The organism is Streptomyces sp., assembly GCF_031181705.1.
Taxonomy (GTDB): Bacteria; Actinomycetota; Actinomycetes; order Streptomycetales; family Streptomycetaceae; genus Streptomyces.
Genome location: NZ_JAPSKN010000090.1, coordinates 1 through 23,781, shown reverse-complemented (window position 1 = coordinate 23,781; position 23,781 = coordinate 1). Strand labels below are relative to the sequence as shown.

Here is a 23,781-nt window from a genome sequence, read left to right as displayed (position 1 = left end):
GGGTCGGCTGGGTCATCGAAGGTTCCACTCCCCTGCTGCGCGCAGGTGGTTCAGGGCGTACGAGCGCCAAGGGCGCCACGTGCCGGGGATGTCGAGGCCGGGCGGGGCGGCGTCCGGGTCGCCGAGGGCGCGGGTGCGGATCTCGGCCACCGTACGGGCGTCCAGTCCGGGCACGGCGTGCAGGGCGTCCTGCGCGTCGTCCCGGTCGGCGCCCGGGTCGAGGCGCACGGCCCCGTCGGCGAGGGCTGCGGTGAGCGCCCCGAGGGTGCCGCCGGGCTCGGCGTCCGCGAGGACGGCAGGCTCGGGGAAGAGGTGCGTGAGGCTGCCGCAGGGGGCGTCCAGGGCTTTGCCGTAGCGCCGTACCAGGCGTTCCGCCTCCGTGCGCCCGACCAGCGCGCGCACCGCCAGTTCCGCCGGGTCGGCGGCGCCGGGCGAGCGCAGGCCGGGCCGGGCGCGGACCAGGGGCGCGAGTCGCGGGTCGGCGCCGAGCCGCTCGTCGACGGCGTAGGGGTCGGCGTCGAGGTCGAACAGCCGCCGCAGCCGCTGCACGGCGGTGGTCAGGTCGCGGGGGTCGGTGAGGTGCAGCCGGGCGTCGAGCCAGCCGCCCGGGTGGGCGCCGGGGCCGGTCCGCGCGGTGCCGGGGCGTTCGCCGACGGCGACGACGCCGGTGCCGTAGGGGAGGCGGAGGGTGCGCCGGTACGTGCGTGCTCCGGGTGGGCCGCTCACCTCCTCGATGCCGGGCACAGCCTCGTGTTCCAGCAGGTCGAAGACGGGTCCGGCCTGGTAGGGGCCGCGGTGGGCGAGCCGCAGCGGGATCCCGGCGCCGGGGGTGGCGGTGCGCCGGTTCCGGCCGCCTCGGGGTGCGGCGGCGCGCAACTGGCTCGGGGTGGCCGCGTAGATCGCGCGGATCGTGTCGTTGAACTGCCGCACGCTGGCGAAGCCGGAGGCGAACGCGATCTCGGTGATCGGCAGTTCGGTGGTCTGCACCAGCAGGCGCGCGGTGTGGGCCCGCTGGGCCCGGGCGAGGGCCACCGGCCCGGCGCCCAGCTCGGCGGTGAGCTGCCGCTGCACCTGCCGTGCGCTGTAGCCGAGCCGCGCGGCGAGCCCGGCGACGCCCTCCCGGTCGACGACGCCGTCGGCGATCAGCCGCATGGCCCGGCCCACCACGTCCGCGCGGACGTTCCACTCGGCGGAGCCGGGCACCGCGTCCGGGCGGCATCGCCGGCAGGCCCGGAATCCCGAGCCCTGCGCGGCGGCGGCCGTGGCGAAGAACCGTACGTTGGCCCGCTTCGGGGTGACCGCGGGGCAGCTCGGCCGGCAGTAGATGCCGGTCGTCTCGACGGCGAAGAAGAACACGCCGTCGAAACGGGCGTCGCGGCTGCGTACGGCCTCGTACCTGGTGTCCTCGTCCGTCGGCTGGTCGCTCACGGGTCCAGTCTGCGCCGTCGGCCGGGGGTGCCGCTGGCGGAAATCGGACACCGCGATCGGATGCCCGCCCCGGTTCGGGGCGGGACACACCGGCCGTGCGGTCAGGAACGCCGCTGCGGTCCTCGCTTGGCCTCCATCGCCGCCCTGCCGATCGCCCCCTTCCGCTTCCAGTCCTTGCGGATCTCCGCCCGGAGGCGGGCGTCCGTCTTGGCGACGATGCGCTGGTTCTCGCGCAGCAGCTTGCGGTAGCTGTGCAGCCGCCGCTCCGGCAGTTCACCGGAGTCGACGGCGGCCAGCACGGCGCACCCGGGTTCGGCCTCGTGGGCGCAGTCGTGGAAGCGGCACCGCTCGGCCAGGTCCTCGATCTCGGAGAACACCTGCCCGACGCCGGTCCCGGCGTCCCACAGGCCCACGCCCCGCAGTCCGGGCGTGTCGATCAGGACGCCCCCGCCGGGCAGGGCGAGCAGGTTGCGGGTGGTGGTGGTGTGCCGGCCCTTGCCGTCGACGTCCCGGGTGGCCTGGACGTCCATGACGTCCTCGCCGAGGAGCGCGTTGGCGAGGGTCGACTTGCCCGCGCCGGACTGGCCGAGCAGGACGGACGTACCGCCGGCGACGATCGCCGCGACCACGTCGAGCCCGTCCCCGTCCCGCGCGCTGACGGGCACCACCGGCACGCCGGGTGCGCTGGTCTCCACGTCCTGGACGAGGTGGGAGCGGGTGACGGCGTCGGGCACGAGATCGGCCTTGGTGAGGACGACGACGGGCTGGGCCCCGGACTCCCAGGCGAGGGCCAGGAACCGCTCGACGCGGCCGAGGTCGAGCTCGACGGCGAGGGACACGGCGACGACGGCGTGGTCGACGTTGGCCGCGAGGATCTGTCCCTCGGACCGCTTGGAGGAGGTGGAGCGGACGAACGCCGTGCGGCGGGGCAGGTACGTGCGGACGTAGCGCGGGGTGCCGCCGGGTTCGACCGCGACCCAGTCACCGGTGCAGACGACCCGCAGCGGGTCGGGCGGGGTGACGAAGGCGGTGTCGGCGCGCAGCACACCGTCGGCGGTGACGACGTCGCACTGCCCGCGGTCGACGCGGACGACGCGCCCGGGCAGCAGCCCTTCGGCGGCGTAGGGGGCGAACTCGTCCGCCCACGCGTCGTCCCAGCCGTAGGGAGCGAGCGCGGAGGAGACGGAAGAGGCGGAGCTGGAAGTCAAGGGTGACCCTTTCCAAGGTCGGCCCCGGCTCGACGGTGGGTCGGTTCAGCCGGTGGCCAGGGAGGTGGACGTGATGAACTGGATGCGGGCAGCGCTCGTCGCAGTGACAGCCATCGGTCAACACCTCCTCGTTCCTCGACCGGTCGTGCGCCTGTGGCAGCGACCGGCGTCACCGTATCCCGTCCCGGGCCGGTCGCGTCAACCGCTTTTCGCGCAGGCCCGGCCGTTCAGCGTGAAGTCGTACGGCGGGGAGTTCCTGCCGCGCCAGGAGGCGAGGAAGCCGAAGGCCAGGTCGCCGCCCGCGGGCACGGACTTGTTGTAGTCGGCTGCGGTGGCGGTGACGCGGGAGCCGTCCTGGGAGACGGAGGCGTCCCACATCTGGCCGACCCGCTGGCCGTCCCGGAAGGACCAGGACACGCGCCAGGAGTCGAGCGCGGCGGTGCTGGTGACGCTGACGGTGGCCTGGAAGCCGTCGGGCCACTGGTTGACCAGGTCGTACTCGACGCGGCAGGTGGGCTTCGCGGGCTCGGCGGGTGCCCTCCGGCCGGTGGGCGAGGCGGTGCCCTGCGGTTCGGTGTGGCGGTCGCTGCTCTCCGACGCGCGGGGCCTGTCCGGCTCGTCGGTGTCACCGCCGGCGCGGCCGGCCGGCTGGGAGGTGGCGGGCGGCAGCGAGGGGGCGGACGGCAGGGACGGGCCGGGGTCGGCCACGGGCTGGCGGCCGGCGTCGTCGCGCGTCCCGAGGTCCTCGCCGGAGCCGCCGAAGGGCATCAGGGAGACGCCGAGCGCCAGGACGGAGACGAGGACGGCGGCGACGAGGAGGCCGCTGCGGGCGACGCGCGCCTTCTGGGCGCCGTCCCCGCCCTCCTCGGCTGTCCGGTCGGCAGGGCCGGGACGGCCGGCGCCCAGCCGCACCTCGGCGGCGCGGCGGCGGCGCTCCAGATAGGCGAGGCCGCCCCAGCCGATCACCCCTCCGGCCAGCGCCCCCGGCAGCCCTCCGCCGTGCAGGCGCAGGCAGGCGGCGGCCTCGGCGCACTCCACGCACGTGGCGAGGTGCCGGGACAGGTCCTGCGGGGTGTCGGCGGCCGGGGAGCGGGTGACGGCGTCCAGCAGCCGGGCGTAGCTGCGGCATGGGGCGTCCATCGGGGTGTCGAGGTGGTTGCGGTGGCAGCGGTCGCGGAACAGGGTGCGCACCTGCTGGAGTTCCTCGGCGGCGGTGGCCGGGTCCAGGCCCAGGCGCCGGGCGACGGCGGACAGCGGCAGCGCCTCCACCTCTGCCAGCCACAGCAGTTCGGCGTCCGCCTGCTGCAGGTCGCGCAGGCCGCGCAGCGCGAGCGGGCGGCGCAGGGGCGGCCCCGTGTAGCGGGCGGCCTTGTCGGAGTTGAGCCACAGCCGCAGATCGGGGTCGAGCTTGTGGCCCTGCCCGTCCTGCTCCCAGGCCGCCGCCGTGGTGCGTACGGAGGTCAGCAGCACGGGTATGCGGGGCAGCCGGGCGGGGCGGCGGCCGGTGCCGCGGACCGGACCTGCCTCGGCCGCGCGGGCCTCGCGCATGCCGTGGGCGAACGCCTCGCGGCCGAGCTGTGCGGCGGCCGTGGAACCGGAGGTGCACAGGTCGGCGTAGGCGAGGACCGCGTCCCAGCACTCGGAGAACAGCGCGGCCTCGGAGGCGTCCTGAGGGGTCGGCAGGTCGGGCATGGGTCTCCTGCATCCGCGAGCGAGGTCAACTCACCATGTCCACATCGGAGTTGGAGGGAACCTCGGGGGCGGGGAGGAGTTTTTCACGCTTCCGACACAACTGACAAGCCGCGTATTCAAATCCCGGAGCAGGGCTCCGGGACCCGTACGTACGGCACGCCGTTTCCGTCTCGAACGGCGGGGTGTCAGACCTCGACGGGTTCGTCCGCGGGCAGGCTGTCCATGAAGGAGCTGACCGAGAAGACCGCGTTGCCGGCGCCGGGCGGGCCGTAGCCGGGGGGCGAGGAGAGGCCGAAGTCCTCCATGGTCTGCCGGTACGCCTGGAGCAGGCGGATGTGGTACTCCAGGGGCGCGCCCTGCGGGTTGGCCTTGCCGAGCGGGGTGGTGGGCTCCGGGCACCAGGTGGTGAAGCGGGGCGTGATGCCGTGGGACATGAAGAAGCGCAGGCCCTCGGTGGTGGAGGCGATGGCCTCGTCGACCGTCTTGAAGCCGAAGGGCTCGGCCATCTCGACTCCGGCGACGAAGTTCGGGATGACGTTGCGGGCGCCGAAGATCTCGGCGGAGTCCAGGATGCGCTTGTGCCACTCGTCGCGGCCGACGTACCGCTCCTTGCCGGGGCAGTACATCTTGAACAGGTACTCGTCCCACACCTCGTAGTTGGGGTGGTAGATCTGCACGCCGTAGTCCTTGAACCGCTGGACGTCGTCGCGCGGCAGGGCCTGGGCGACCACCTTGCCGATCCAGCGGCCGGGGAAGCGCTCCTCGATGGCCTTGGCGTAGTGGCCGTAGAAGTCGGCCTCGTCGCGGCCGGAGACCGTCTTGGTGATGGCGCCGCCGGTGAGGGTGTAGGCGGTGGAGGTCTTCGCCGTGTCGTAGCGGTCGATGATCTCCAGGGCCTCGAGGACCTCCTCCACGTCCTTCACGCCCGTGTAGGGGCGGCCCGCGGCCTTGTGCTGGCGCCAGTTGTGGTTGATGTCGCAGTACTGGCACTCCTCCTTGGCGCCGAAGTACTGGCAGACCCGGAACACCGTCAGGTAGATCAGGTAGCCCCACTGGATGGTCGGGGCGACCTCCATGACCGACTTCCCGTTGGACAGGGTGTGCCGGTAGTACTCGGGCATCGGCGGCACGCCGACGTCGGAGATCCGCCTGCCGTCGAGGTAGAGGCCGAGCACACCGTCCTCGTTCGCCGCGACGCGGTAGGGCGAGGCGGGGTTCACCCGGACCGAGACGACCGTGCGGCGCAGGTCGTAGGGGCCGCCGGTGAGGATGATCTCCTCGGGCGGGCGGCGCAGCGCGGCCTCGCCCAGCTCGGGCAGGGTGCCGTGGTCGAAGGAGAAGATGAAGTACGACTTCGGCTTGACCTCGCCGCCCTCGTTGTCGCTGAGCGCCGACGGGTCGAAGGCCACGCCGCCGCGGAGCAGGTCCTCCTTGAAGACGGCTTCCCGCGGGACGTGCGGGAACCGCTCCATCAGATCCTCGACCAGCGCGGTACGGCTGCCGCTGCCCATCCCGTGTCTCCTCCCGGCTCGGACGTACGACTCCTCACGGTATGCCCATGGGTGCGCGTGCGCGGTACCGGGTCCCCCTCGGCCGACACCTATGCGTTGTTCGCCGCTTTCGCGGTAGCCGTGGCCGCCGTCACGCCACGCGGTCCAGGGCCGCGGGATCGACGGCGTGGGCCAGGCCGTTCCCGGTCAGCAGCCGTTCCGCCTCCTCGGCCACGGCCAAGCCCAGCCGGGCCAGCTCGTTGCCCTGGGAGCCCGCCAGGTGCGGGGTGACGAACGCCCCGGGCAGCTCGTACAGGGGCGAGTCGGGCGGGAGCGGCTCGGGGTCGGTGACGTCGAGGATCGCCGTCAGGCGCCCGGTGCGCACTTCCGCCACCAGGGCGTCGTGGTCGACCAGCGTGCCCCGGGCGGTGTTGATCAGCGTGGCCCCGTCGGGCATGAGGGCCAGTTCGCGGCGGCCGATCAGGTGACGGGTCTCGGGTGTCTCGGGGGCGTGGACGGTGACGATGTCGCAGGTACGCAGGAGCTCGTCGAGCGGCAGCAGGGGGACCCCGAGCGCGGCGGCCTCCCGCGCGTCGACGTAGGGGTCGGTCAGGGCGGGCCGCAGGTCGAAGGGGCGGAGCAGTTCCAGGACCCGGCGGCCGATGCGGGAGGCGCCGATCACGCCGACGCGGCGGCCGTGGTTGCCGATGCCGGGGACGACGCCCCAGCCGGCGGAGACCCGGGTGGCGCGCAGCCGCTCGCGGGCGGCGAGGACGCCCTTGCCGGCGAGCAGGATCATGGCGAGGGTGTACTCGGCGACCGGCAGCGCGTTGGCGGCGGCCGCCGAGGAGACGGCGATGCCGCGCCGCCAGATCGCGGGCGTGGCGAACGACTTCACCGACCCGGCCGCGTGCAGCACCGCGCGCAGCCGGGGAGCGGCGTCCAGGACCGCCTCGTCCAGCCGGGGGCAGCCCCAGCCGGTCACCAGGATCTCGGTCCGGGCCAGGGCGTCGAGGACGGCGGAGTCGGTGAAGTCCTGGGCGACCAGCGCGGGGTCGAGCTCCACCGACGCGCGCAGCCGGGCCAGCACCTCGGGCGGGAAGACCTGCGGCACGTGTTCGGCGGCCATGGCGAACAGTGCCTGGGGGCGCTGGCTCAAGGAGGTGACCTTCCCACTCGTCCACCGGCGGGAGAAACGGCTCCGGCACCACCGCGGAAACCGCTCTCTACGAGGTCTCCACGGTATGCCGACCCGGGCGGCGACGGCAATGGACAGCGGCCGGGGTAGGTTCCGGCAGGGGCTTTCCCTGCCCCCGGCTGCCTCGGGGAAGGACGACGCGATGAACGGGACCGTGACCAACTGGGCCGGCAACATCACCTACGCGGCGAAGGAACTGCACCGGCCGGCCTCGCTCGACGCGTTGCGGGCGCTCGTCGCGGACAGCGACCGGGTGCGGGTGCTGGGCAGCGGGCACTCGTTCAACGCGATAGCCGAGCCGGGCGCCGAGGGCGTCCTGCTGTCGCTGGCGGACCTGCCCCCGCAGGTGGAGATCGACACCGCGGCCCGCACGGTCCGGGTCGGCGGCGGCGTGCGCTACGCGGAACTGGCCCGGCGGGTGCACGCGCACGGGCTCGCGCTGCCCAACATGGCGTCCCTGCCGCACATCTCGGTGGCCGGGTCGGTCGCGACCGGCACGCACGGCTCCGGGGTGCTCAACGGCCCGCTCTCGGCGCCCGTCCGCGAGGTGGAGCTGGTCACGGCCGACGGTTCGACGGTGCGCATCGGCCGGGACGAGGAGCGCTTCGGCGGGGCCGTGACCTCGCTCGGCGCGCTGGGTGTGGTCACCGCGCTCACCCTCGACCTGGAACCGGCCTACGAGGTGGAGCAGCACCTGTTCACCGAACTGCCGCTGGAGGGGCTGGACTCGGGGGCGTTCGAGACGGTGATGGCGACGGCGTACAGCGTCAGCCTGTTCACCGACTGGCGGGCGCCGGGCTTCCGGCAGGTGTGGCTCAAGCGGCGCGTCGACCAGCCGCTGCCCGCGTTCCCGTGGGCCGCCCCGGCCACCGAGAAGCTGCACCCGGTGCCGGGCATGCCGGCGGTCAACTGCACCGAGCAGTTCGGCGTGCCGGGACCGTGGCACGAGCGGCTGCCGCACTTCCGGGCGGAGTTCGTGCCGAGCAGCGGGGAGGAGCTGCAGTCGGAGTACCTCATGCCGCGCGGGCACGCCGTGGAGATGCTGCACGCGCTGGACGCGATCCGGGACGCCGTCGCCCCCGTCCTGCAGACCTGCGAGGTGCGCACCGTCGCCGGCGACGACCAGTGGCTGAGCCCGTCCTACGGCCGGGACACCGTGGCGGTGCACTTCACGTGGGTGGCGGACACCCGGGCGGTGCTGCCGGTGGTGCGGCGGGTGGAGGAGGCGCTGGCCCCCTTCGGGGCGCGGCCCCACTGGGGCAAGGTGTTCACGCTGCCCGCCGCCGGACTGTCCGGGCTGTACCCGCGTCTGGGCGACTTCCGGTCGCTGGCGCGGGAGCTGGACCCGCGGGGCACGTTCGCCAACGCCTTCGTGCGGGACGTGCTGGCGGGGGCGTAGGGCGCGCTGCGGGAGCGCAGGTCGCACCGCGGGGCGCAGGTCGCACCGCGGAGGCCGGGCGGACCAGGGAACAGGGCACGCCGAAGGCAAACGTGCCGGTTGAACCGGCGCGCAGGGCTGGCCGGCCGGCCTGCCGTACGTGCGGTCAGGCCGTGGCGTGCGGCCGACTGGGCGTGCCCGGGGGCAGGACGCGGTCCGCCTCGTCCTGGAGCAGCAGCGAAAGCAGGGACGCCACGGTCAGGCCGGCCTCGGCGGGGTGCCGCAGCACCTTGCCGGGGTCGATCCGGTACGTGTTCGTCCGGCCCTCCCGGGTGTGGGAGAGGTATCCGTCCCGCTCCAGGTCGGAGATGATCTTCTGGACAGCGCGTTCGGTGAGACGGCAGTGGGCCGCGATGTCCCTGATGCGGGCGCTGCGGTTGTCGGCGATGGCCGCCAGCACCCGGGCGTGGTTGGTGAGGAACGTCCATCCGGTGTGTGGCTCGGGCACTCCATCCATGCCCTCCACTCTACTGACCGAACATTCGCGCACCCAAAAACACGTACTGCATTTCATGTATCGGTTGACGTGTATGGGGTAGAGAGGCAAGGCTGGAGAGGATGGCAGGGCGAAGGGAAGAGGGAGCGACAGCCATGCCGGAGCCTGCGTACCCCGCGCGGTCCGCCCCCCAGGGGGACCTCGCAGGTACGGCGAGCGAGGACGCGTCCACGGCGACGCCGCCCTGCATGGCGACCCTGGACGTCACGCCGGACGGCGACCGGATGAACGTGACCGTGCGGGGCGAGCTGGATCTGGGCAGCCGGCGGCTCCTGGCCGAATTCCAGACTGTCCTCACCCTGTCGGGCAGCGGCGTCGACCTGTACCTGGACGCGGTCGGCTTCTGTGACTGCTCCGGGCTCGGCATGCTGCTGGACCTGCGTACGCGCGCCCTCGCCCAGAGCAAGACGATCACCGTCCGCTCCGGGGGGACGGCGGTCGGGCGCCTGCTCGACCTGACGGGCACGAGGGAGTTGTTCGAGGACGCGGAGCGCCGGCCCGGCCCGTCGGCGGACCCGGTGCCCGTGACTCCGTCGGCCGCCGCCGCACCATCGACCTGGTCCGCAGCCTCCTGACGGCCTCCTTCACCCTCAGCCCCGAGGCGCCCGGGGCTCGTCGGTGAGGAGCTCGCAGAGCACCGAGACCAAGCTGTGGGCGCGGTGGGTGGCAGCAGAGAGCGCCCAGTTGATCATCCCGAAGTCCCGCTCGAAGATCATCGTGAAGACGAGGGCGGCCGCGGCGACGGAGGTCGCCTGAGGCATCATGGGCGAGCCACACCCCGGTTCCCGGTCGGCGGCCCCGGTGCGGCACTTTATAAAGCCCCTTTCCAAACCCCTTGTCGAAAGGCGTCGGCAGCCCATAGCCTTGCGCCGCGCCGGTGCCGCTGTCGACCCGGCCCGAGCCGGTCTGGGAAGGGATGGGGACCCGGTGAAGCGCACATCACGCGACATCCGCACCGCGAACCGCTACGAGGTGCTGCGCCAGATCATCGCGGCGTCCCCCACCTCACGGCAGGAGCTGGCGGCGGCCACCGGCCTCAGCCTGGCGACGGTCGCCACCCTCGTCGGCGAACTGCTCGACCTCCGCATGATCACCGAGGTCGGCTTCGAGGACTCGGCCGGCGGCCGCCCCCGGGGCCTGGTCGCGGTCAACGCCACCGGGGGCGCGCTGATCGGCGTCGACATCGCCGAGACGTACGTCCACGTCGAGCTGTTCGACCTGGGACTGAACGTCCTGGCCCGGGCCGAGGAGGACGTCCGTCCCGGCGAGAGCCTGCCCGAGCAGGTGGTCGGCCACGTGGCCACCGCCGTCGGGTCGGTGGTCGCCCAGGCCGGCATCGAGGGCGCCCGGGTGCTCGGAGTGGGCGTGAGCGTGCCGGGACAGGTGGACCGGGCCACCGGCATCGCGGAGTACGCGCCCAACTGGGACTGGCACGACGTGCCGCTGCTCGGCCTGCTCACCGAGCACATCGCCTACCCGCTGTACCTGGACAACCCGCTGCGCGCCAGCGCGGTGGCCGAGCTGTGGTTCGGTGCCGCGCGCGGGCGCGGGAACGCCGTGGTGGTCAACCTCGGCACGGGCGTGGGCGCCGGGCTCGTCCTGGGCGGCGGGCTGCACCGCGGCGTGAGCAACAGCGCGGGCGAGTGGGGCCACACCACGATGGTGCTGGACGGACGGCTGTGCCGGTGCGGCAACCACGGCTGCGTGGAGGCCTACGTCGGCGCCCGCGGCATCATGCTGAACCTGCGTGAGATCGGCCCCGACAGCGCGCTGCTGCACCCCGAGGACCAGACGGCGACCATCGACGCGCTGGCCCGCGGAGTGGTCGCCGGCGACCCGGTGGCGCGCCGGGCCGTCCATGAGACCGCCCGCTATCTGGGCGCCGGCGTCGCCGACCTGGTGAACCTGTTCAATCCCGAGATCGTCGTGCTGAGCAGCTGGGTCGCCCGCACCCTGGGCGAGCCGCTGCTGCACGAGGTGCGCGACGCCGTGGCCCGGCACGCGCTGCCGCGGCCGCTGGCCGCCACCGAGATCGTCCTGTCGCCCATCCCCACGGACTCGGTGTGCCTGGGCGCGGCGACGTTCGCCCTGGAGGGCGCGCTGCAGGCGGTCGGGCAGAAGAACGGCACCCGCGCCGCCGTGCGCGGCCGCGCCGCCGCCCCGCCCTCGTAACGGCGGTACCGCCGCCCTGCCCTCGTAACGGCGGAAGCAACTCCTCCGCACCTTCCGGACGTTCGAAATCGCGAACCGGAGACAACGCTTCGCACAGACTTCGTCCAACCCCTTGCCGAAGGCTTAGCCGAAGCTCTAGCGTCCCGCACCGCACCCCCTCTTCGAGCCGTCCGGCGCGAGCCGCCGGTCCGAGCGCCATCAGGGCCGTGAGCCGAAGAGCCGCAGCCGTACTCGAGACAAGGACGTCAGCATGTCGGCATCGAGCAACAGCAACTGGGACCGCCGAACCGTACTGCGGGCCGCGATGGGCCTGGCCGCCGCCGGCGGACTGGCCGCCTGCGGCAGCAACACCGGGCGGGGCGGCGGGTCGGGTTCGGGCAAGAACCTGGTCCAGTACTTCCACGCGTACGGCGAGGCCGGCGTCGAGCAGGCCGTCAAGCGCTACGCCAAGGCCTACGAGGACGCCGACGTCACCACGCGGTGGATCACGGGCAACAACTTCGAGCAGAAGCTGTTCGCCGCGCTGCTCACCGACAACGCGCCCGACGTCTTCGAGTTCCACCCGCAGATCCAGCTCGTCAGAAGCGGTCAGGTGGCCGACCTGACGGACATCATCGAGCCGGTCAGGGACGACTTCAACCAGGCCGACATCACGTCCCACACGGTCGACGGGAAGATATACGGCGTCCGGATGATCGACGACCCGCAGTTCTTCTTCTACCGCCCGTCGATGTTCGACAAGGCCGGCGTCGAGGTGCCGACGACGCTGGAGGAACTGATCGAGGCCGCCGCCAAGCTCAGGACCGGCAAGGTCAAGGGCGCCTACCTCGGCAACGATCTCACCCCGGTCCAGCACAACCTGATCTGGTCGGCCGGTGCCGACACCCTCACGGCCGACAACAAGCCCGCCTTCAACACCGACGCCGTCGCCGACGGCCTCAAGCAGCTGCGGGGGCTGTTCACCAGCGGCGACCTGCTGCTGGGCGCCCCGGCCGACTGGTGGGACCCGTCGGCCTTCACCCAGGGCCTGACGGCCATCCAGTGGTGCGGCATGTGGGCCATGCCGGTCATGCAGAAGGCGCTCGGTGACGACATCGGCATCTTCCCCTTCCCGAAGGTCGGTCCGGCCGGCAAGGCATCCGTCTACAACGGCGGCTGGTCGATGTTCGTCAACGCCAAGGGCGAGAACGTCGAGGCGGCCAAGGAGTACGTCAAGTGGCTGTGGATCGACCAGAAGAAGTACCAGGAGGACTTCGCCACCTCCTACGGCTTCCACATCCCGCCGCGCACCTCCCTCGCGCAGTCCGCGGACAAGCTGAAGTCGGGCCTGCCGGCCGAGGGCGTGAAGCTGTTCAACGAGTTCGGCCACTTCGACAACATCGGCTGGACGCAGGCCATGATCGCGGCGTTCAACGACGTCATGGCGAACTCCGTGCGCAAGAACGGAGACCCGAAGGCCCAGCTCGCCGCGTGCGAGAAGAAGGTCGGCACCGAGCTCGAGAAGCTCTTCGGTTAGGCCGGGCGGATCGCGACATGTCGACCACCACCACACCCGGGGTCGCCGAACGCCCCGCCCCGGCCGAGGTCTCCCAGGACCGGCCGCGGCGGGGCCTCAGGGCGAGCAGCACCTTCAACTTCTGGCTCTTCACCGGTCCGTTCCTGATCGGCCTGGTGATCTTCGTCTTCGTGCCGATCGGCTGGAGCGTCTGGCTCAGTTTCTTCGAGGCGCGCTTCACCGTCACACCGAGCGAGTTCGTCGGCTTCGCCAACTACAAGGAGGTCCTGACCGACACGGACTTCCGCAACTCGCTCGTCACGTTCACCGTGTTCGCCGCGTTCATCGTGCCCGCCACCTGGGCGCTCTCACTGGGCCTGGCGCTGCTGGTGAACCGGCTGCGGTTCATGCGGGCGTTCTTCCGGTCGGTGTTCTTCCTGCCGACCGCGGTCAGCTACGTCGCCGCCTCGCTGATCTGGAAGATGTCGCTGTTCAACGGCGTCCGCTTCGGCCTCGCCAACACCGTCCTCGGCTGGTTCGGCGTGGACAACATCGCCTGGCTGGCGAGCCCCGACCCGCCCTGGTACTGGCTGGTCATCGTGACCGTCCGCCTCTGGCTCCAGTCGGGGTTCTTCATGATCCTGTTCCTCGCGGCGCTGCAGAACATCCCGCGGGAGCTGTACGAGGCCGCCGCCATCGACGGCGCCAAGCCCGGCTGGCAGACCTTCCGGCACATCACGCTGCCGCAGCTGCGGGCCACGTCCACCGCGGTGATCCTGCTCCTGCTGATCGCCGCCTACCAGGCCTTCGACGAGTTCTTCAACCTGCTCTCCAAGGCCACCTGGGGCCAGCCCCCGCTGGTCGAGCTGTACAAGATGGCCCTCGGCGAGAACCAGAACTACGGCGCGGGCAGCGCGGGAGCGGTCGTACTGACCCTGCTCATCTGCGTCGTCACCCTGCTGCAGGGCAGGATCATGGGCTTCGGAAGGGGTGAGGAGTCCAAGTGACCACCACAGCACCCGAGGCCGGCAGGACCGCGAAGCCGGGCAGGGTCCGGCGCGGCGGTGTCATCGGCAGCACCGGCCTTCTCCTGGCGACCGGTGTCGCCGCCGTCCTGTTCCTGATCCCCTTCTACCTGATCGTCCGCAACGCCTTCATGACGGACCCGGAGATCACGGGCGAGGAGTGGAAGTGGTTCCCCGCCACCGTCCAGTGGGGCAACCTCACCGAACCGTTCGACGACGTCACCGTCGACTTCGCCCGTTCCCTGTGGAACTCCGTGGTCGTCGCCGTCCTGCACACCGCCGGTATCCTGCTGATCTGCTCACTCGCCGGGTACGGCCTGGCCCGGATCCCGTACCGGCACGCCAACAAGGTGTTCTACGCCGTCCTGGCCACCCTGATGGTTCCCACGGCGGTCACCTTCGTGCCGAGCTTCGTGCTGGTGTCCTCCCTCGGCTGGGTGGACAGCTACCGGGGTCTCATCATCCCGGGCCTCTTCAGTGGTTTCACGTGCTTCCTGTTCCGGCAGTACTTCCTGGGGTTCCCCAAGGAGCTTGAGGAGGCGGCGCGCGTGGACGGGCTCGGCTACTGGGGCGCGTACTGGCGCGTCGTCGTGCCGAACTCGCTGAACTTCTTCGCGGCCATCGCCACGATCACCTTCATCAACGGCTGGAACGCCTTCCTGTGGCCCCTGGTCATCGGTCAGGACCCGAGTGCCTGGACCGTCCAGGTGGCGCTGTCGTCGTACATGACGAACCAGACCGTCAACTACCACCTGATCTTCATGGCCACGGCCATCTCGATCCTGCCCCTGGTCTTCGTCTTCCTCTTCCTCCAGCGCTGGCTGGTGCAGGGGATCGCGCAGACCGGCATCAAGGGCTGAGCTAGGAGACCGATGTCTTTCCGCACGACCCCCTCCGTCGACTACGTCGAGGACGTCTCCCCCGGCAACGGGGCCCTGCCGCCCCGCGCCTGGTACGCGTCCTCGGACGCGCGGTCCCTGTCGCTGAACGGCAGCTGGCGCTTCCGGCTGTCGGCCACGGCCGGCGCCGAGGACGACTCGTTCGCCGAGGAGGGCTACGACGCCGGGGACTGGGCCGAGGTCACGGTCCCCGGACACTGGGTCCTCCAGGGCGACGGGGCGTTCGGGTCCCCGATCTACACCAACCACCTCTATCCCTTCCCGGTGGACCCGCCGCACGTGCCGACGGAGAACCCGACCGGTGACCACCTGCGCGTCTTCGCCCTGCCGTCCGACTGGCCGTCGGACGGCGGGGCGGTGGTGCGCTTCGACGGCGTCGAGTCCTGCGCCCGCGTCTGGCTGAACGGCACGGAACTCGGCGAGTTCAAGGGCTCCCGGCTGCCGCACGAGTTCGCGGTCGGGCACCTGCTGAAGCCGGGGCGCAACGTGCTCGCGGTCCGGGTCCACCAGTGGTCGGCCGGGTCGTACCTGGAGGACCAGGACCAGTGGTGGCTGCCGGGCATCTTCCGTGACGTGACGCTGCTGCACCGGCCGGCGGGCTGCGCCGGCGACTTCTTCGTGCACGCCTCCTACGACCACACCACCGGGGAGGGCACCCTGCGCGTCGACTCCGACGTCGACGGGCGGGTGACCGTCCCGGCCCTGGACATCGATGTCGCGACCGGCGAGGCGGTGACGGTCCCGGTCGAGCCGTGGACCGCCGAGACGCCGAGGCTCTACGACGGTGCGCTGGTCACCGAGGGTGAGCGGGTTCCGCTGCGCATCGGCTTCCGCACGGTCGCCCTGGAGGACGGGCTGATCAAGGTCAACGGCACGGCGGTCCTCTTCAAGGGCGTCAACCGGCACGAGTGGCACCCGAGGAAGGGCCGCGCGCTCGACCTGGAGACCATGCGCGAGGACGTGCTGCTGATGAAGCGGCACAACCTCAACGCCGTGCGCACCTCGCACTACCCGCCGCACCCGGCCTTCCTCGACCTGTGCGACGAGTACGGGCTGTGGGTCATCGACGAGTGCGACCTGGAGACCCACGGCTTCACCGAGCAGGACTGGCGGGACAACCCGGTCGACGACGACCGCTGGACCCCGGCCCTGCTGGACCGGGCCGCGCGGATGGTCGAGCGGGACAAGAACCACCCGTCCATCGTGTTCTGGTCGCTGGGCAACGAGGCCGGCACCGGCCGCGGGCTCACCGCCATGGCCGAGTGGATCCACGAGCGGGACCCCGAGCGGCTGGTGCACTACGAGGGCGACGGGAACTGCCGCGACACGGACGTGTACTCGCGGATGTACGCCTTCCACGACGAGGTCGACCGGATCGGCCGGCGGCTCGACGGCGGCACCCGCAAGCGCCGTGAACTGCCGTTCATCCAGTGCGAGTACGGGCACGCCATGGGCAACGGCCCCGGCGGGATCGCCGACTACCAGGAGCTGTTCGAGAGGCACGAGCGGCTCCAGGGCGGGTTCATCTGGGAGTGGATCGACCACGGCGTCGAGCACCCCGGGCTGGGCTACGCCTACGGCGGCGACTTCGGCGAGGAGCTGCACGACGGCAACTTCGTCTGCGACGGGCTGGTCTTCCCGGACCGGACGCCGTCGCCGGGCCTCGTCGAGTACAAGAAGGTCATCGAGCCGGTCCACATCGAGGGCGACGGCGCCGACGGCAGTGTGCGCATCACCAACAAGCAGGACTTCGCCGACCTGTCCGCGCTGGCCTTCGAGTGGTCGTGCCAGGTCGACGGCGAGACGGTCGAGTCGGGCTCGCTGTCGGTGCCGGTGCTCGCGCCGGGCGAGAGCGCCGAGGTCAAGCTGCCCGAGCCGCCCGTGGACGGCCGGGGCGGTGAACGCCAGTGGACCGTGCGGGCGCTCCTCGCCGAGGACACCTCCTGGGCCCCGAAGGACCACGTCGTGGCCTGGGGGCAGTTCGCCGCCGGGGCGCGGCCGTTGCCGACCCTGCCCGCGACGGACAGGCCCGTGCCCGACGGGGACCGGATCACCCTGGGCCCGGCCGCGTTCGACGCCCGGACCGGGGCGCTGCTCTCGATCGGCGCGGTGCCGGTCGGCGCGACGCCGCGGCTGGACGTGTGGCGGGCGCCGACCGACAACGACGACGGCGCCGAGTGGCAGTCGGACACCCGCTACGGGGTGCTGTGGCGCACGCTCGGCCTGCACCGGATGCGGCACCGCCTGGTGTCGGTCGAGGCCGGCGACGACGCGCTGACGGTGCGCACCCGGGTGGCGCCCGCCGCCCGTGAGGTGGGCCTGGCGACGGTGTACCGGTGGACGTCCGACGGTGAGCGGCTGCGGCTGTCGGTCTCCGTGACGCCCGAGGGTGACTGGACGGTGCCGCTGCCCCGGCTCGGGGTGCGGTTCGGGCTGCCGGAGGCCGACGCGGTGGAGTGGTTCGGCGGCGGCCCGGGCGAGGCGTACCCGGACACCCGGGCGGCGTCCATGGTGGGCCGCTGGCGCTCGACGGTGGACGGGCTGCAGACGCCGTACGTCCGCCCGCAGGAGAACGGCGCCCGTGCCGACGTGCGCTGGGTGGAGCTCGGCGGGCTGCGGATCGAGGGCGATCCGGAGTTCTGGTTCACCGCGCGGCGCTGGACCAGCGAGCAGCTGGACGCGGCCCGGCACCGCACCGACCTCGCGCCCGGCGACACGGTGTGGGTCAACCTCGACCACGGGCAGCACGGCATCGGCTCCCAGTCCTGCGGTCCGGGCCCGCTGCCGCAGTACCACCTGAGGGCCGAACCGGCTGAGTTCTCGTTCGTGTTCTCGACCACCCGGTGACCACCCCGTAGGAAGGTCCGCAGCGGTCGGCCGGCCCGCGGCGGCGTCACCCGGACGGGGCCGGCCGGCCCGACGTGCGGATCGGGGTGAACAGGGCGGCCCCGGCGAGCAGGACGCAGGTCGCCCCGGCGGCCAGCGCGACCGGGGTCGTGCCGCGTTCCTCGGCGGCCCAGGTCAGCACGGCCGCTCCGATCGGCGCCGCCGCGTACTGGAGGGTCCAGAAGGCGGAGGTGACGCGGCCCAGGAGGTGCTCGGGGGTGACCTCCTGGCGCAGCGACATCGAGCAGGTGCCCGCCATCCCGGCGCAGGCCAGGAAGGCGGCGCTCAGGGCGGCCACCACCGGCACGTCACGGGCCCAGCCGAGACCGGCGAAGGCGAGGCCGCACACCGCGACCGAGCCGGTCCAGGTCGCGCCGAAGCCGAGGCGGCGGCGGACCCGGGCGACCAGCAGGGCGCCGGTGACGGTGCCGAGCGCGCCTGCCGCCATGACCGTGCCGACGGTGCCGTCGTCGTGGCCGAGGTCGTGCTTGAGGTGGTAGATGACCAGGTCGTTCAGGCCCAGGGTGAGGAAGCTGAAGACGAAGAGGAGGGCGGTCAGGGAGCGCAGGACCGGGTGGCCGCGGAGGAAGGCGACGCCCACGCGCAGGTCCCGCCACAGGCCGGTGCGTTCACCGGCCCGCTCGTCCGCCGCGCGGGGCCGCAGCCGCACGAAGAACAGGCACACCGCCGACACCCCGAAACTGGCCGCGTCCACGCCCACGGCCGCGGCCGGGCCCGACCAGGCGGCCACCATCCCGGCGCACAGCGGCCCGAGGACACCGGAGGCGGCGGCCGTCGCGTTCAGCCGCCCGTTGGCCTCCGTCAGCCGCGCGGTGCCGACCAGTGCGCGCACGACCGTGACGTAGCCGACCGCGAACAGCATGCCGACGGCCTCGCACAGCGGCAGCACCGCGTACAGCAGCCAGATCTGCGGGCCGAACAGCCACACCAGCGGGATCACGCCGTACAGCGCCATGCGGACCAGGTCGCAGGCGATGAGCAGCCGGCGCCGGTCCACCCGGTCCACCACCGCCCCGGCGAACACGGCCGCCACGACGGCCGCCGCCCCGCCCACCGCCGTGAGCAGTCCCATCCGGGCGACCGATCCGGTGGCCTCCAGCACCAGCAGGGGCAGCGCGATCAGCGCGAAGGAGTCACCGAGCATCGAGAGGGTCTGGGCGGTCCAGAACATCCCGAAGTCCCGCTGGCGCCACAGCGGGCGGGCGCCGGGTAAGGGCTCGCCGTCGGTGCCTGCCGGGACACCACCCGGCTCGTCCTCGCGACGGTCCGTCTCGTACGTCATGCCCGCTCCCCGTGACCCGTGTCCCTCGAACTCCCCGACGCTCCCATGGTTTCAGCAGGTCCGGCACGGTAGCCTCGGGTTGGTGAGGTGATCTCTCCGGCGGTGCCCCGGCGCCGCAGAAGTGACCGATCCCCAGCCGCGACGGCCCCCTTCGCATGGGCTCGACGCCTACGTCAACCAGACGTACCGCTCCCTGAGGAGCTTGCGCGACGACCGCCCCGAGCTGGGCCATCTGGACGCCGCCGAGTCCGTCCCGTACGCCCTGGAGGCGCTGTTCGCGCTGCACCGCGCCGGGTGCGGCCGTACAACAAGTACCTGCGGTGGGAGCTGGAACGGCACGGAGGCGGCGCGGCAGGCCGGTCACGACCGGGTGGTCGACGCCTGGGGCGCGGATCCGGAGCTGCTGCGGCGGGCCTGAGCGGCGTCAGTGGTCCGCGCAGCACGGGGTGGGGTCCGGCACCTCGAAGGGGACGAGGGTGCCGCCCGCCGCGGGCACGGCGGTCAGCACGAGCATGCCGTCCTGCCACTGCGGGCGCACGTGGTCCCGGGTCGCCAGGGGCGTGGCGGGGCCGGGCCGCTCCGGCGTGCCGAGGACGGCCACGCGGTCGATCGCGGACCTGGACAGCAGGTCCGCGACCGTCAGCGTGCCGGTGAGCGACGCGGCGCCCGGGTAGAGCACCGCGCGCCCCACCCGGTCCGGGACGCCGGGCGACACCTTGTGTCCCAGGCCCCCGAGCCGCTCCACGGCGGTGCGGTGGAGCGGCTCCGAGGGCAGGGCGAGGGACAGCACCACCCGGGGACGGCCGTCCCGCACCAGGTGCGTGCAGCCGAACGCGTCCTCGGGCAGGGCGAGTTCGGCCGCCAGCGTGTGCAGCAGGCCGTCGGCCGCGCGCAGTTGCCCGAGGCCCGGGTCGATCGTGAGGGCGTACGGCGTCACGAGGGCAGGACCCACACCGGGTTGGTGTAGAACCACAGGTCGCGCCACGGGTCGGCGTCACCGACGACGTCGAGCGCCGGGCCCGCCGGGTCGACGGCCGCGCCCAGGGCGCCGACGGCGGACCGGTTGCCGTCGGTGCCGCGCAGCCGGAGGTACCGGGGCGTGTCCACGCGGCCGAGGTCGAAGGTGAGGCGGACGGCTCCGGTGGCCTTGCTGACGTCGTAGGCCTTGACGACCTTCGCGGTCGGGGCGGTGAAGGTGTCCCGGTCGGCGACGGGACCCGTCACATCGCCCTGGATGACGTCGACGCGGGCCAGTTCGGGGACGAACCCGGCCCAGTTGGGGCCGCCGGCCGGGGTCACGTCGACCGTCAGCGTGACCTTGGTGCCCTTCTTCACGTGCAGGGCGCCGCCGAGGGTGGCCCAGCGGCCACCGCCCGTCACGCGCACGTCCACGGCGTCGACGAGCTGCCCGTGGTCGACCCAGACGCGGCCGGCGCGGATGCCGTCCATCACGGCGGCGTAGGAGAAGCCGTCGGCGCCGACGTGGGTGCGGCTGTACTGGCCGGGCCAGTAGTCGCCCTGGGTGACGTCGATCTTCCCGCCGTAGACGGGGTCCGGGTAGCGGCCGTCGGTGTTGAAGTCGCCGCCGGGGCCGCGCACGGCGGTGTCGGCGTAGACCTGGTGGGAGTCGGAGTTGGCGGTGATCCACCAGGGCTTGCCCTCGGCGAGGAGGCTGTCCCACAGACCGCCGACGGTGGCGGTCATCCAGTCGAAGCCGCCCCAGGTGCGGTAGCTCTCGGGCGGGTAGCCGGGGAAGGAGTTGGCGGAGGGGCTGTTGTCGTAGATGCCGCGGGCGCGGCCCATGCCGAGCGGGGCGGGCAGGCCGGCGGCCTGGTGGCCGGGGGCGCCCTCGAAGCCGACGGCGATCTGCCGGCCGGGGCCGCCGGCGTCGCGCCAGGCGCGGATCTCGTGCGGTGAGTCGACGCCGCGCCGGGCCGGGTGGTTGGCGAGCATCAGGGCGTCCTCGACCTTGCGGCGCCTGACCTGGTCGGCGAGGAAGCTCAGTCCCGCGACGGCGAGCGCCTCGTTGGCCGGCGTGGAGTCGGAGGCGTTCTTGACGCTGCCGTCGTAGTCGGTCTCGAACTGCTTGAGGACGGCGACCTCGTTCCTGCCCGGGTGCACGAAGACCGTGCCGTGCTCGGCGGCCGGGATGTTCCACTCCAGGCCCTGGAAGACGAGGGTGTCCCGGTGGGCGGCGCGGGCGGCCCTGATGTCCGGGTTGACCTTCTCCACGCCGATCCTGGCGTGGGTGGCGCTGCCGTGGTCGGTGATGACGAGCCAGTCCATGCCGTGCCGGGCGCCCTGGCGGACCTGGTCGACGACGCGGTACTTGCCGTCGCTGCTGTACTGGGTGTGGATGTGGTGGTCGCCGGCGAGCCACAGGAAGCCGTTTTGGCGTCGGCCGCCGGACGCGGCGGCGGGCGCCGCCTGGGCCAGGACGCCGCCGGCCGCGAGGCCCGCGCCGAGCAGGCCGGCCCGGCGCAGCAGCGAGCGGCGCGAGGCCTGCTCGGGGGTGAGCGCCTCGTCGGGCACGGAGGTGTCGAAGGCGGCGGGCAGGGCCTGCGCGGCCTCGTGCTCGTGGTCGTGCCCGTGGTGGTGATGGCCGTGTGCGTGCCCGTGTCCCATGAAGCGCCTCCTGTGTGCCGCCGGTGCGGCGGCTGCCTTCCGTGGCGTGTGGCCACGCCGCGTGTGGAGGATCGAGGCGAAACGTGAACGTTGAACGACCAGGGGGTGAGCGGCGGGCGGCTCGGGCACGGCGGATCTCCCCGTCCCTCACTGTTCTCTCAACTCGCCTTGTTCGTCACACTGGTTGACAGCCAACCTGAGCATCGTTCAGGTTCCGTCGCGCCTCCCGACCGGAGACACCCCCACCATGAGACGACTCCTCGGCACCCTCACCGCCGCCGCCCTGGCCCTCGCCGGACTCACCGCCACCACGGCGACGCCCGCCACCGCGGCCACGCCCACCGGGTCCTTCGACGTCCTGACCTACAACATCGCGGGCCTGCCCCTCGGCCTCGGCGACAGCGACCCCGAGACCAACACCCCGCTGATCGGCCGGCGGCTCGGGGCGTACGACATCGTGAACGTGCAGGAGGACTTCAACCACCACGCGTCGCTGTACGCCAACGACCAGCACCCGTACCGCACGGCGACCAGCGGCGGCGCGGCCTTCGGCGACGGCCTCAACACCCTGTCGGACTTCCCCTTCGAGGACTTCCAGCGGGTGAGGTGGAACCACTGCACCGGCACCAACTGCCTGACCCCGAAGGGCTTCACACTGGCGCGGGTGCGACTGGCCGAGGGCGCCTACGTCGACCTGTACAACGTCCACACCAACGCCGACTCCACGGACGACGCGCTGGCCGCGCGCCGGGCCAACATCGAGCAGCTCTCCGCCTTCATCCGGGCGAACTCCTCGGGCAACGCGGTGATCGTCATGGGCGACACCAACACCCGCTACACCCGCACCGGCGACAACATCCGCACCCTGCTGACGGAGAACGGCCTGACGGACGCGTGGGTGGAGCGGGTCCGGGGCGGCACCCCGCCCGCGCAGGGCGGTGACGCGCTGGTGTGCGACGCGGCGGCGCCGACGAACGACTGCGAGGTCGTGGACAAGGTGCTCTACCGGGGCAGCGCGCTCGTGGACCTCACCGCCTCCGGGTACGCCAACGACTGGCGGTCCTTCCTGCGTTCCGACGGCAAGCACCTCTCCGACCACTTCCCGCACACCGTCGGCTTCTCCTACACCCTCGACTCCGCGCTGCGCGCGAGCGACTTCTTCGGCGGCCCGCACGGCACGGCGTTCAACGACGCGGACGACCTGCCCGCGACACCCGCGCCCCGCACCCTCACGCTGCGCGGCGACGCCCGGCTGGACGCGCTGTCCCTCACCCACGACGGCGGCACCGTCCTCTCCCACGGCGGCACGGGCGGCACGGCCAGGTCCCTGACCCTGGCCGAGGGCGAGCACCTGACCTCGGTGCGGCTGACGCAGGGCCAGAAGGACGGCCGGACCAGGATCTTCTCGGCGTCCTTCACCACCGATCGGGGCCGCACCCTGTCCGCCGGCACGACCACGTCCGACGCGCGGACCCTCACCGCCCCGGCCGGCCGGCAGATCGTGGGCTTCACCGGCCGCGCGGGCTCCGAGATCGACAAACTGGGGGTGATCTACGCCCCCGTCCGCTGAGCGGCGGCAGCGTCGCCGGGGGCGCGGGCCCGGTCCGCCGGGCCCGGGACGGGCCGCTCGGGCACCGGGTCGCGTCCGTCCGGCCGCCCGGCGGGCGGCGCGGCGCCCGCTACGATCACAGCGCCCCAGCCGACACGGCACCGTCCGAGAGGGAGGCCCGAGACCCATGCCCAGAGCCGGCCTCACCCCGGACCGCCTCGTCGCGGCGGCTGCCGACCTCGCCGACGAGGCGGGGTTCGAGCACGTCACCCTGTCCGCGCTGGCACGCCGGTTCGGGGTGAAGGACGCGAGCCTGTACTCGCACGTCAGGAGCCTGCGGGATCTGCGCACGCGGATGGCCCTGCTCGCGGGCGGCGAGATGATCGACCGGATCGCGGCGGCGGTCGCCGGACGCACCGGCCGGGACGCGCTCGCCGCCTTCGCCGGCGCCTACCGGGCCTACGCCCTGGAGCACCCCGGCCGGTACGCGGCGACGCAGATCCCCCTGGACCAGGCCCTGGCCACCGACTCCCCCGCCCTGCGCCGCACCGCCGAGGTCACCTACGGCATGCTCCGCGCCTACGGCCTGGTCGAACCCGACCTCACCGACGCCGTACGCCTGCTGCGCAGCGCGTTCCACGGCTACTGCGCCCTGGAGTCCACCGGCGCCTTCGGCGCGCCCCGTGACGTGCAGGCCTCCTGGGACAAGGCGATCGACGCCCTGCACGTCCTGCTGCTCAACTGGCCCCGCGAGAAGACGGCCCCCGAAGCCTGAACACCACGGCGCCGCCGTCACGCCCGGGGCGCCGGCGGAGCGCCATGCCCTCGCGGGAGCAGGTCCGTCACGTCCTCGTACGACGGGGTCGCGCCGGCCGGG

At 72.9% G+C, this 23,781-nt stretch carries 20 protein-coding genes; 10 read left to right on the top strand and 10 right to left on the bottom strand.

Annotation, left to right across the window (positions count from 1 at the left end; genetic code table 11):
• Positions 1-12 precede the first annotated feature (12 nt).
• The 5 genes from RIN80_RS17995 to RIN80_RS17975 form a co-directional block, all read right to left on the bottom strand.
• Positions 13-1,428, bottom strand: coding sequence for an AlkA N-terminal domain-containing protein (locus RIN80_RS17995; protein ID WP_309096617.1), 1,416 nt, complete (start codon positions 1,426-1,428; stop codon positions 13-15).
• Between the two features lie 101 nt (positions 1,429-1,529).
• Positions 1,530-2,636, bottom strand: a complete 1,107-nt coding sequence (rsgA, locus tag RIN80_RS17990) for a ribosome small subunit-dependent GTPase A (protein ID WP_309096616.1) — start codon at positions 2,634-2,636, stop codon at positions 1,530-1,532.
• A 198-nt stretch (positions 2,637-2,834) separates the two neighbouring features.
• Positions 2,835-4,328, bottom strand: a complete 1,494-nt coding sequence (locus RIN80_RS17985; RefSeq protein ID WP_309096615.1) for a cellulose-binding domain-containing protein — start codon at positions 4,326-4,328, stop codon at positions 2,835-2,837.
• A 185-nt stretch (positions 4,329-4,513) separates the two neighbouring features.
• Positions 4,514-5,839, bottom strand: a complete 1,326-nt coding sequence (locus RIN80_RS17980) for a radical SAM protein (protein WP_309096614.1) — start codon at positions 5,837-5,839, stop codon at positions 4,514-4,516.
• Between the two features lie 130 nt (positions 5,840-5,969).
• Entirely contained in the window at positions 5,970-6,977 is a 1,008-nt protein-coding gene (locus tag RIN80_RS17975) for a hydroxyacid dehydrogenase (protein ID WP_309096613.1), read from the bottom strand.
• Between the two features lie 181 nt (positions 6,978-7,158).
• Here RIN80_RS17975 and RIN80_RS17970 point away from each other — a divergent pair, with 181 nt between their 5' ends.
• Positions 7,159-8,415 carry a D-arabinono-1,4-lactone oxidase gene (locus RIN80_RS17970; protein ID WP_309096612.1) on the top strand — a complete coding sequence of 419 codons (1,257 nt, stop codon included), beginning with the start codon at positions 7,159-7,161 and terminating at the stop codon, positions 8,413-8,415.
• Between the two features lie 145 nt (positions 8,416-8,560).
• Here RIN80_RS17970 and RIN80_RS17965 read toward each other — a convergent pair whose 3' ends face one another.
• Complete coding sequence (locus RIN80_RS17965) at positions 8,561-8,911, bottom strand: MarR family transcriptional regulator (RefSeq protein WP_309096611.1); 351 nt, start codon at positions 8,909-8,911, stop codon at positions 8,561-8,563.
• 134 nt (positions 8,912-9,045) lie between these two features.
• Between RIN80_RS17965 and RIN80_RS17960 the strand changes: the two genes are divergently transcribed.
• Positions 9,046-9,525 (top strand): STAS domain-containing protein, encoded by a 480-nt coding sequence (locus RIN80_RS17960; RefSeq protein WP_309096610.1) that lies wholly within the window; start codon positions 9,046-9,048, stop codon positions 9,523-9,525.
• Between the two features lie 15 nt (positions 9,526-9,540).
• On the opposite strand, the gene RIN80_RS17955 is transcribed toward RIN80_RS17960, so the two are convergent.
• On the bottom strand, positions 9,541-9,714 hold the full coding sequence (locus RIN80_RS17955; RefSeq protein ID WP_309096618.1) for a hypothetical protein: 174 nt from the start codon (positions 9,712-9,714) through the stop codon (positions 9,541-9,543).
• Between the two features lie 163 nt (positions 9,715-9,877).
• Between RIN80_RS17955 and RIN80_RS17950 the strand changes: the two genes are divergently transcribed.
• From RIN80_RS17950 to RIN80_RS17930, 5 genes are all read left to right on the top strand, one after another.
• Complete coding sequence (locus RIN80_RS17950) at positions 9,878-11,122, top strand: ROK family transcriptional regulator (RefSeq protein WP_309096609.1); 1,245 nt, start codon at positions 9,878-9,880, stop codon at positions 11,120-11,122.
• A gap of 250 nt (positions 11,123-11,372) precedes the next feature.
• A complete protein-coding gene (locus RIN80_RS17945) occupies positions 11,373-12,638 on the top strand; it encodes a sugar ABC transporter substrate-binding protein (RefSeq protein WP_309096608.1) in 1,266 nt (421 codons plus the stop codon).
• A gap of 17 nt (positions 12,639-12,655) precedes the next feature.
• Complete coding sequence (locus RIN80_RS17940) at positions 12,656-13,624, top strand: sugar ABC transporter permease (protein WP_309096607.1); 969 nt, start codon at positions 12,656-12,658, stop codon at positions 13,622-13,624.
• Positions 13,621-14,502 carry a carbohydrate ABC transporter permease gene (locus tag RIN80_RS17935; RefSeq protein ID WP_309096606.1) on the top strand — a complete coding sequence of 294 codons (882 nt, stop codon included), beginning with the start codon at positions 13,621-13,623 and terminating at the stop codon, positions 14,500-14,502. The genes RIN80_RS17940 and RIN80_RS17935 overlap by 4 nt, the downstream gene beginning before the upstream one ends.
• 12 nt (positions 14,503-14,514) lie before the next feature.
• The gene (locus tag RIN80_RS17930; RefSeq protein ID WP_309096605.1) at positions 14,515-17,388 is read left to right on the top strand and encodes a glycoside hydrolase family 2 TIM barrel-domain containing protein; all 2,874 of its coding nucleotides are present in this window, start codon (positions 14,515-14,517) and stop codon (positions 17,386-17,388) included.
• A gap of 46 nt (positions 17,389-17,434) precedes the next feature.
• Here the strand turns inward: RIN80_RS17930 and RIN80_RS17925 are convergent, their stop codons facing one another.
• Entirely contained in the window at positions 17,435-18,730 is a 1,296-nt protein-coding gene (locus RIN80_RS17925) for an MFS transporter (RefSeq protein WP_309096604.1), read from the bottom strand.
• Between the two features lie 202 nt (positions 18,731-18,932).
• Here RIN80_RS17925 and RIN80_RS17920 point away from each other — a divergent pair, with 202 nt between their 5' ends.
• The gene (locus RIN80_RS17920; RefSeq protein WP_309096603.1) at positions 18,933-19,148 is read left to right on the top strand and encodes a hypothetical protein; all 216 of its coding nucleotides are present in this window, start codon (positions 18,933-18,935) and stop codon (positions 19,146-19,148) included.
• A gap of 6 nt (positions 19,149-19,154) precedes the next feature.
• Here RIN80_RS17920 and RIN80_RS17915 read toward each other — a convergent pair whose 3' ends face one another.
• Entirely contained in the window at positions 19,155-19,682 is a 528-nt protein-coding gene (locus tag RIN80_RS17915) for a hypothetical protein (RefSeq protein WP_309096602.1), read from the bottom strand.
• Complete coding sequence (locus RIN80_RS17910) at positions 19,664-21,355, bottom strand: PHP domain-containing protein (RefSeq protein WP_309096601.1); 1,692 nt, start codon at positions 21,353-21,355, stop codon at positions 19,664-19,666. The genes RIN80_RS17915 and RIN80_RS17910 overlap by 19 nt, the downstream gene beginning before the upstream one ends.
• A 247-nt stretch (positions 21,356-21,602) precedes the next feature.
• On the opposite strand from RIN80_RS17910, the gene RIN80_RS17905 reads away from it, so the two are divergent.
• Both RIN80_RS17905 and RIN80_RS17900 read left to right on the top strand, forming a co-directional pair.
• Positions 21,603-22,925 carry a jacalin-like lectin gene (locus RIN80_RS17905; RefSeq protein ID WP_309096600.1) on the top strand — a complete coding sequence of 441 codons (1,323 nt, stop codon included), beginning with the start codon at positions 21,603-21,605 and terminating at the stop codon, positions 22,923-22,925.
• A 166-nt stretch (positions 22,926-23,091) separates the two neighbouring features.
• Complete coding sequence (locus RIN80_RS17900) at positions 23,092-23,679, top strand: TetR-like C-terminal domain-containing protein (RefSeq protein WP_309096599.1); 588 nt, start codon at positions 23,092-23,094, stop codon at positions 23,677-23,679.
• Positions 23,680-23,781 lie beyond the last annotated feature (102 nt).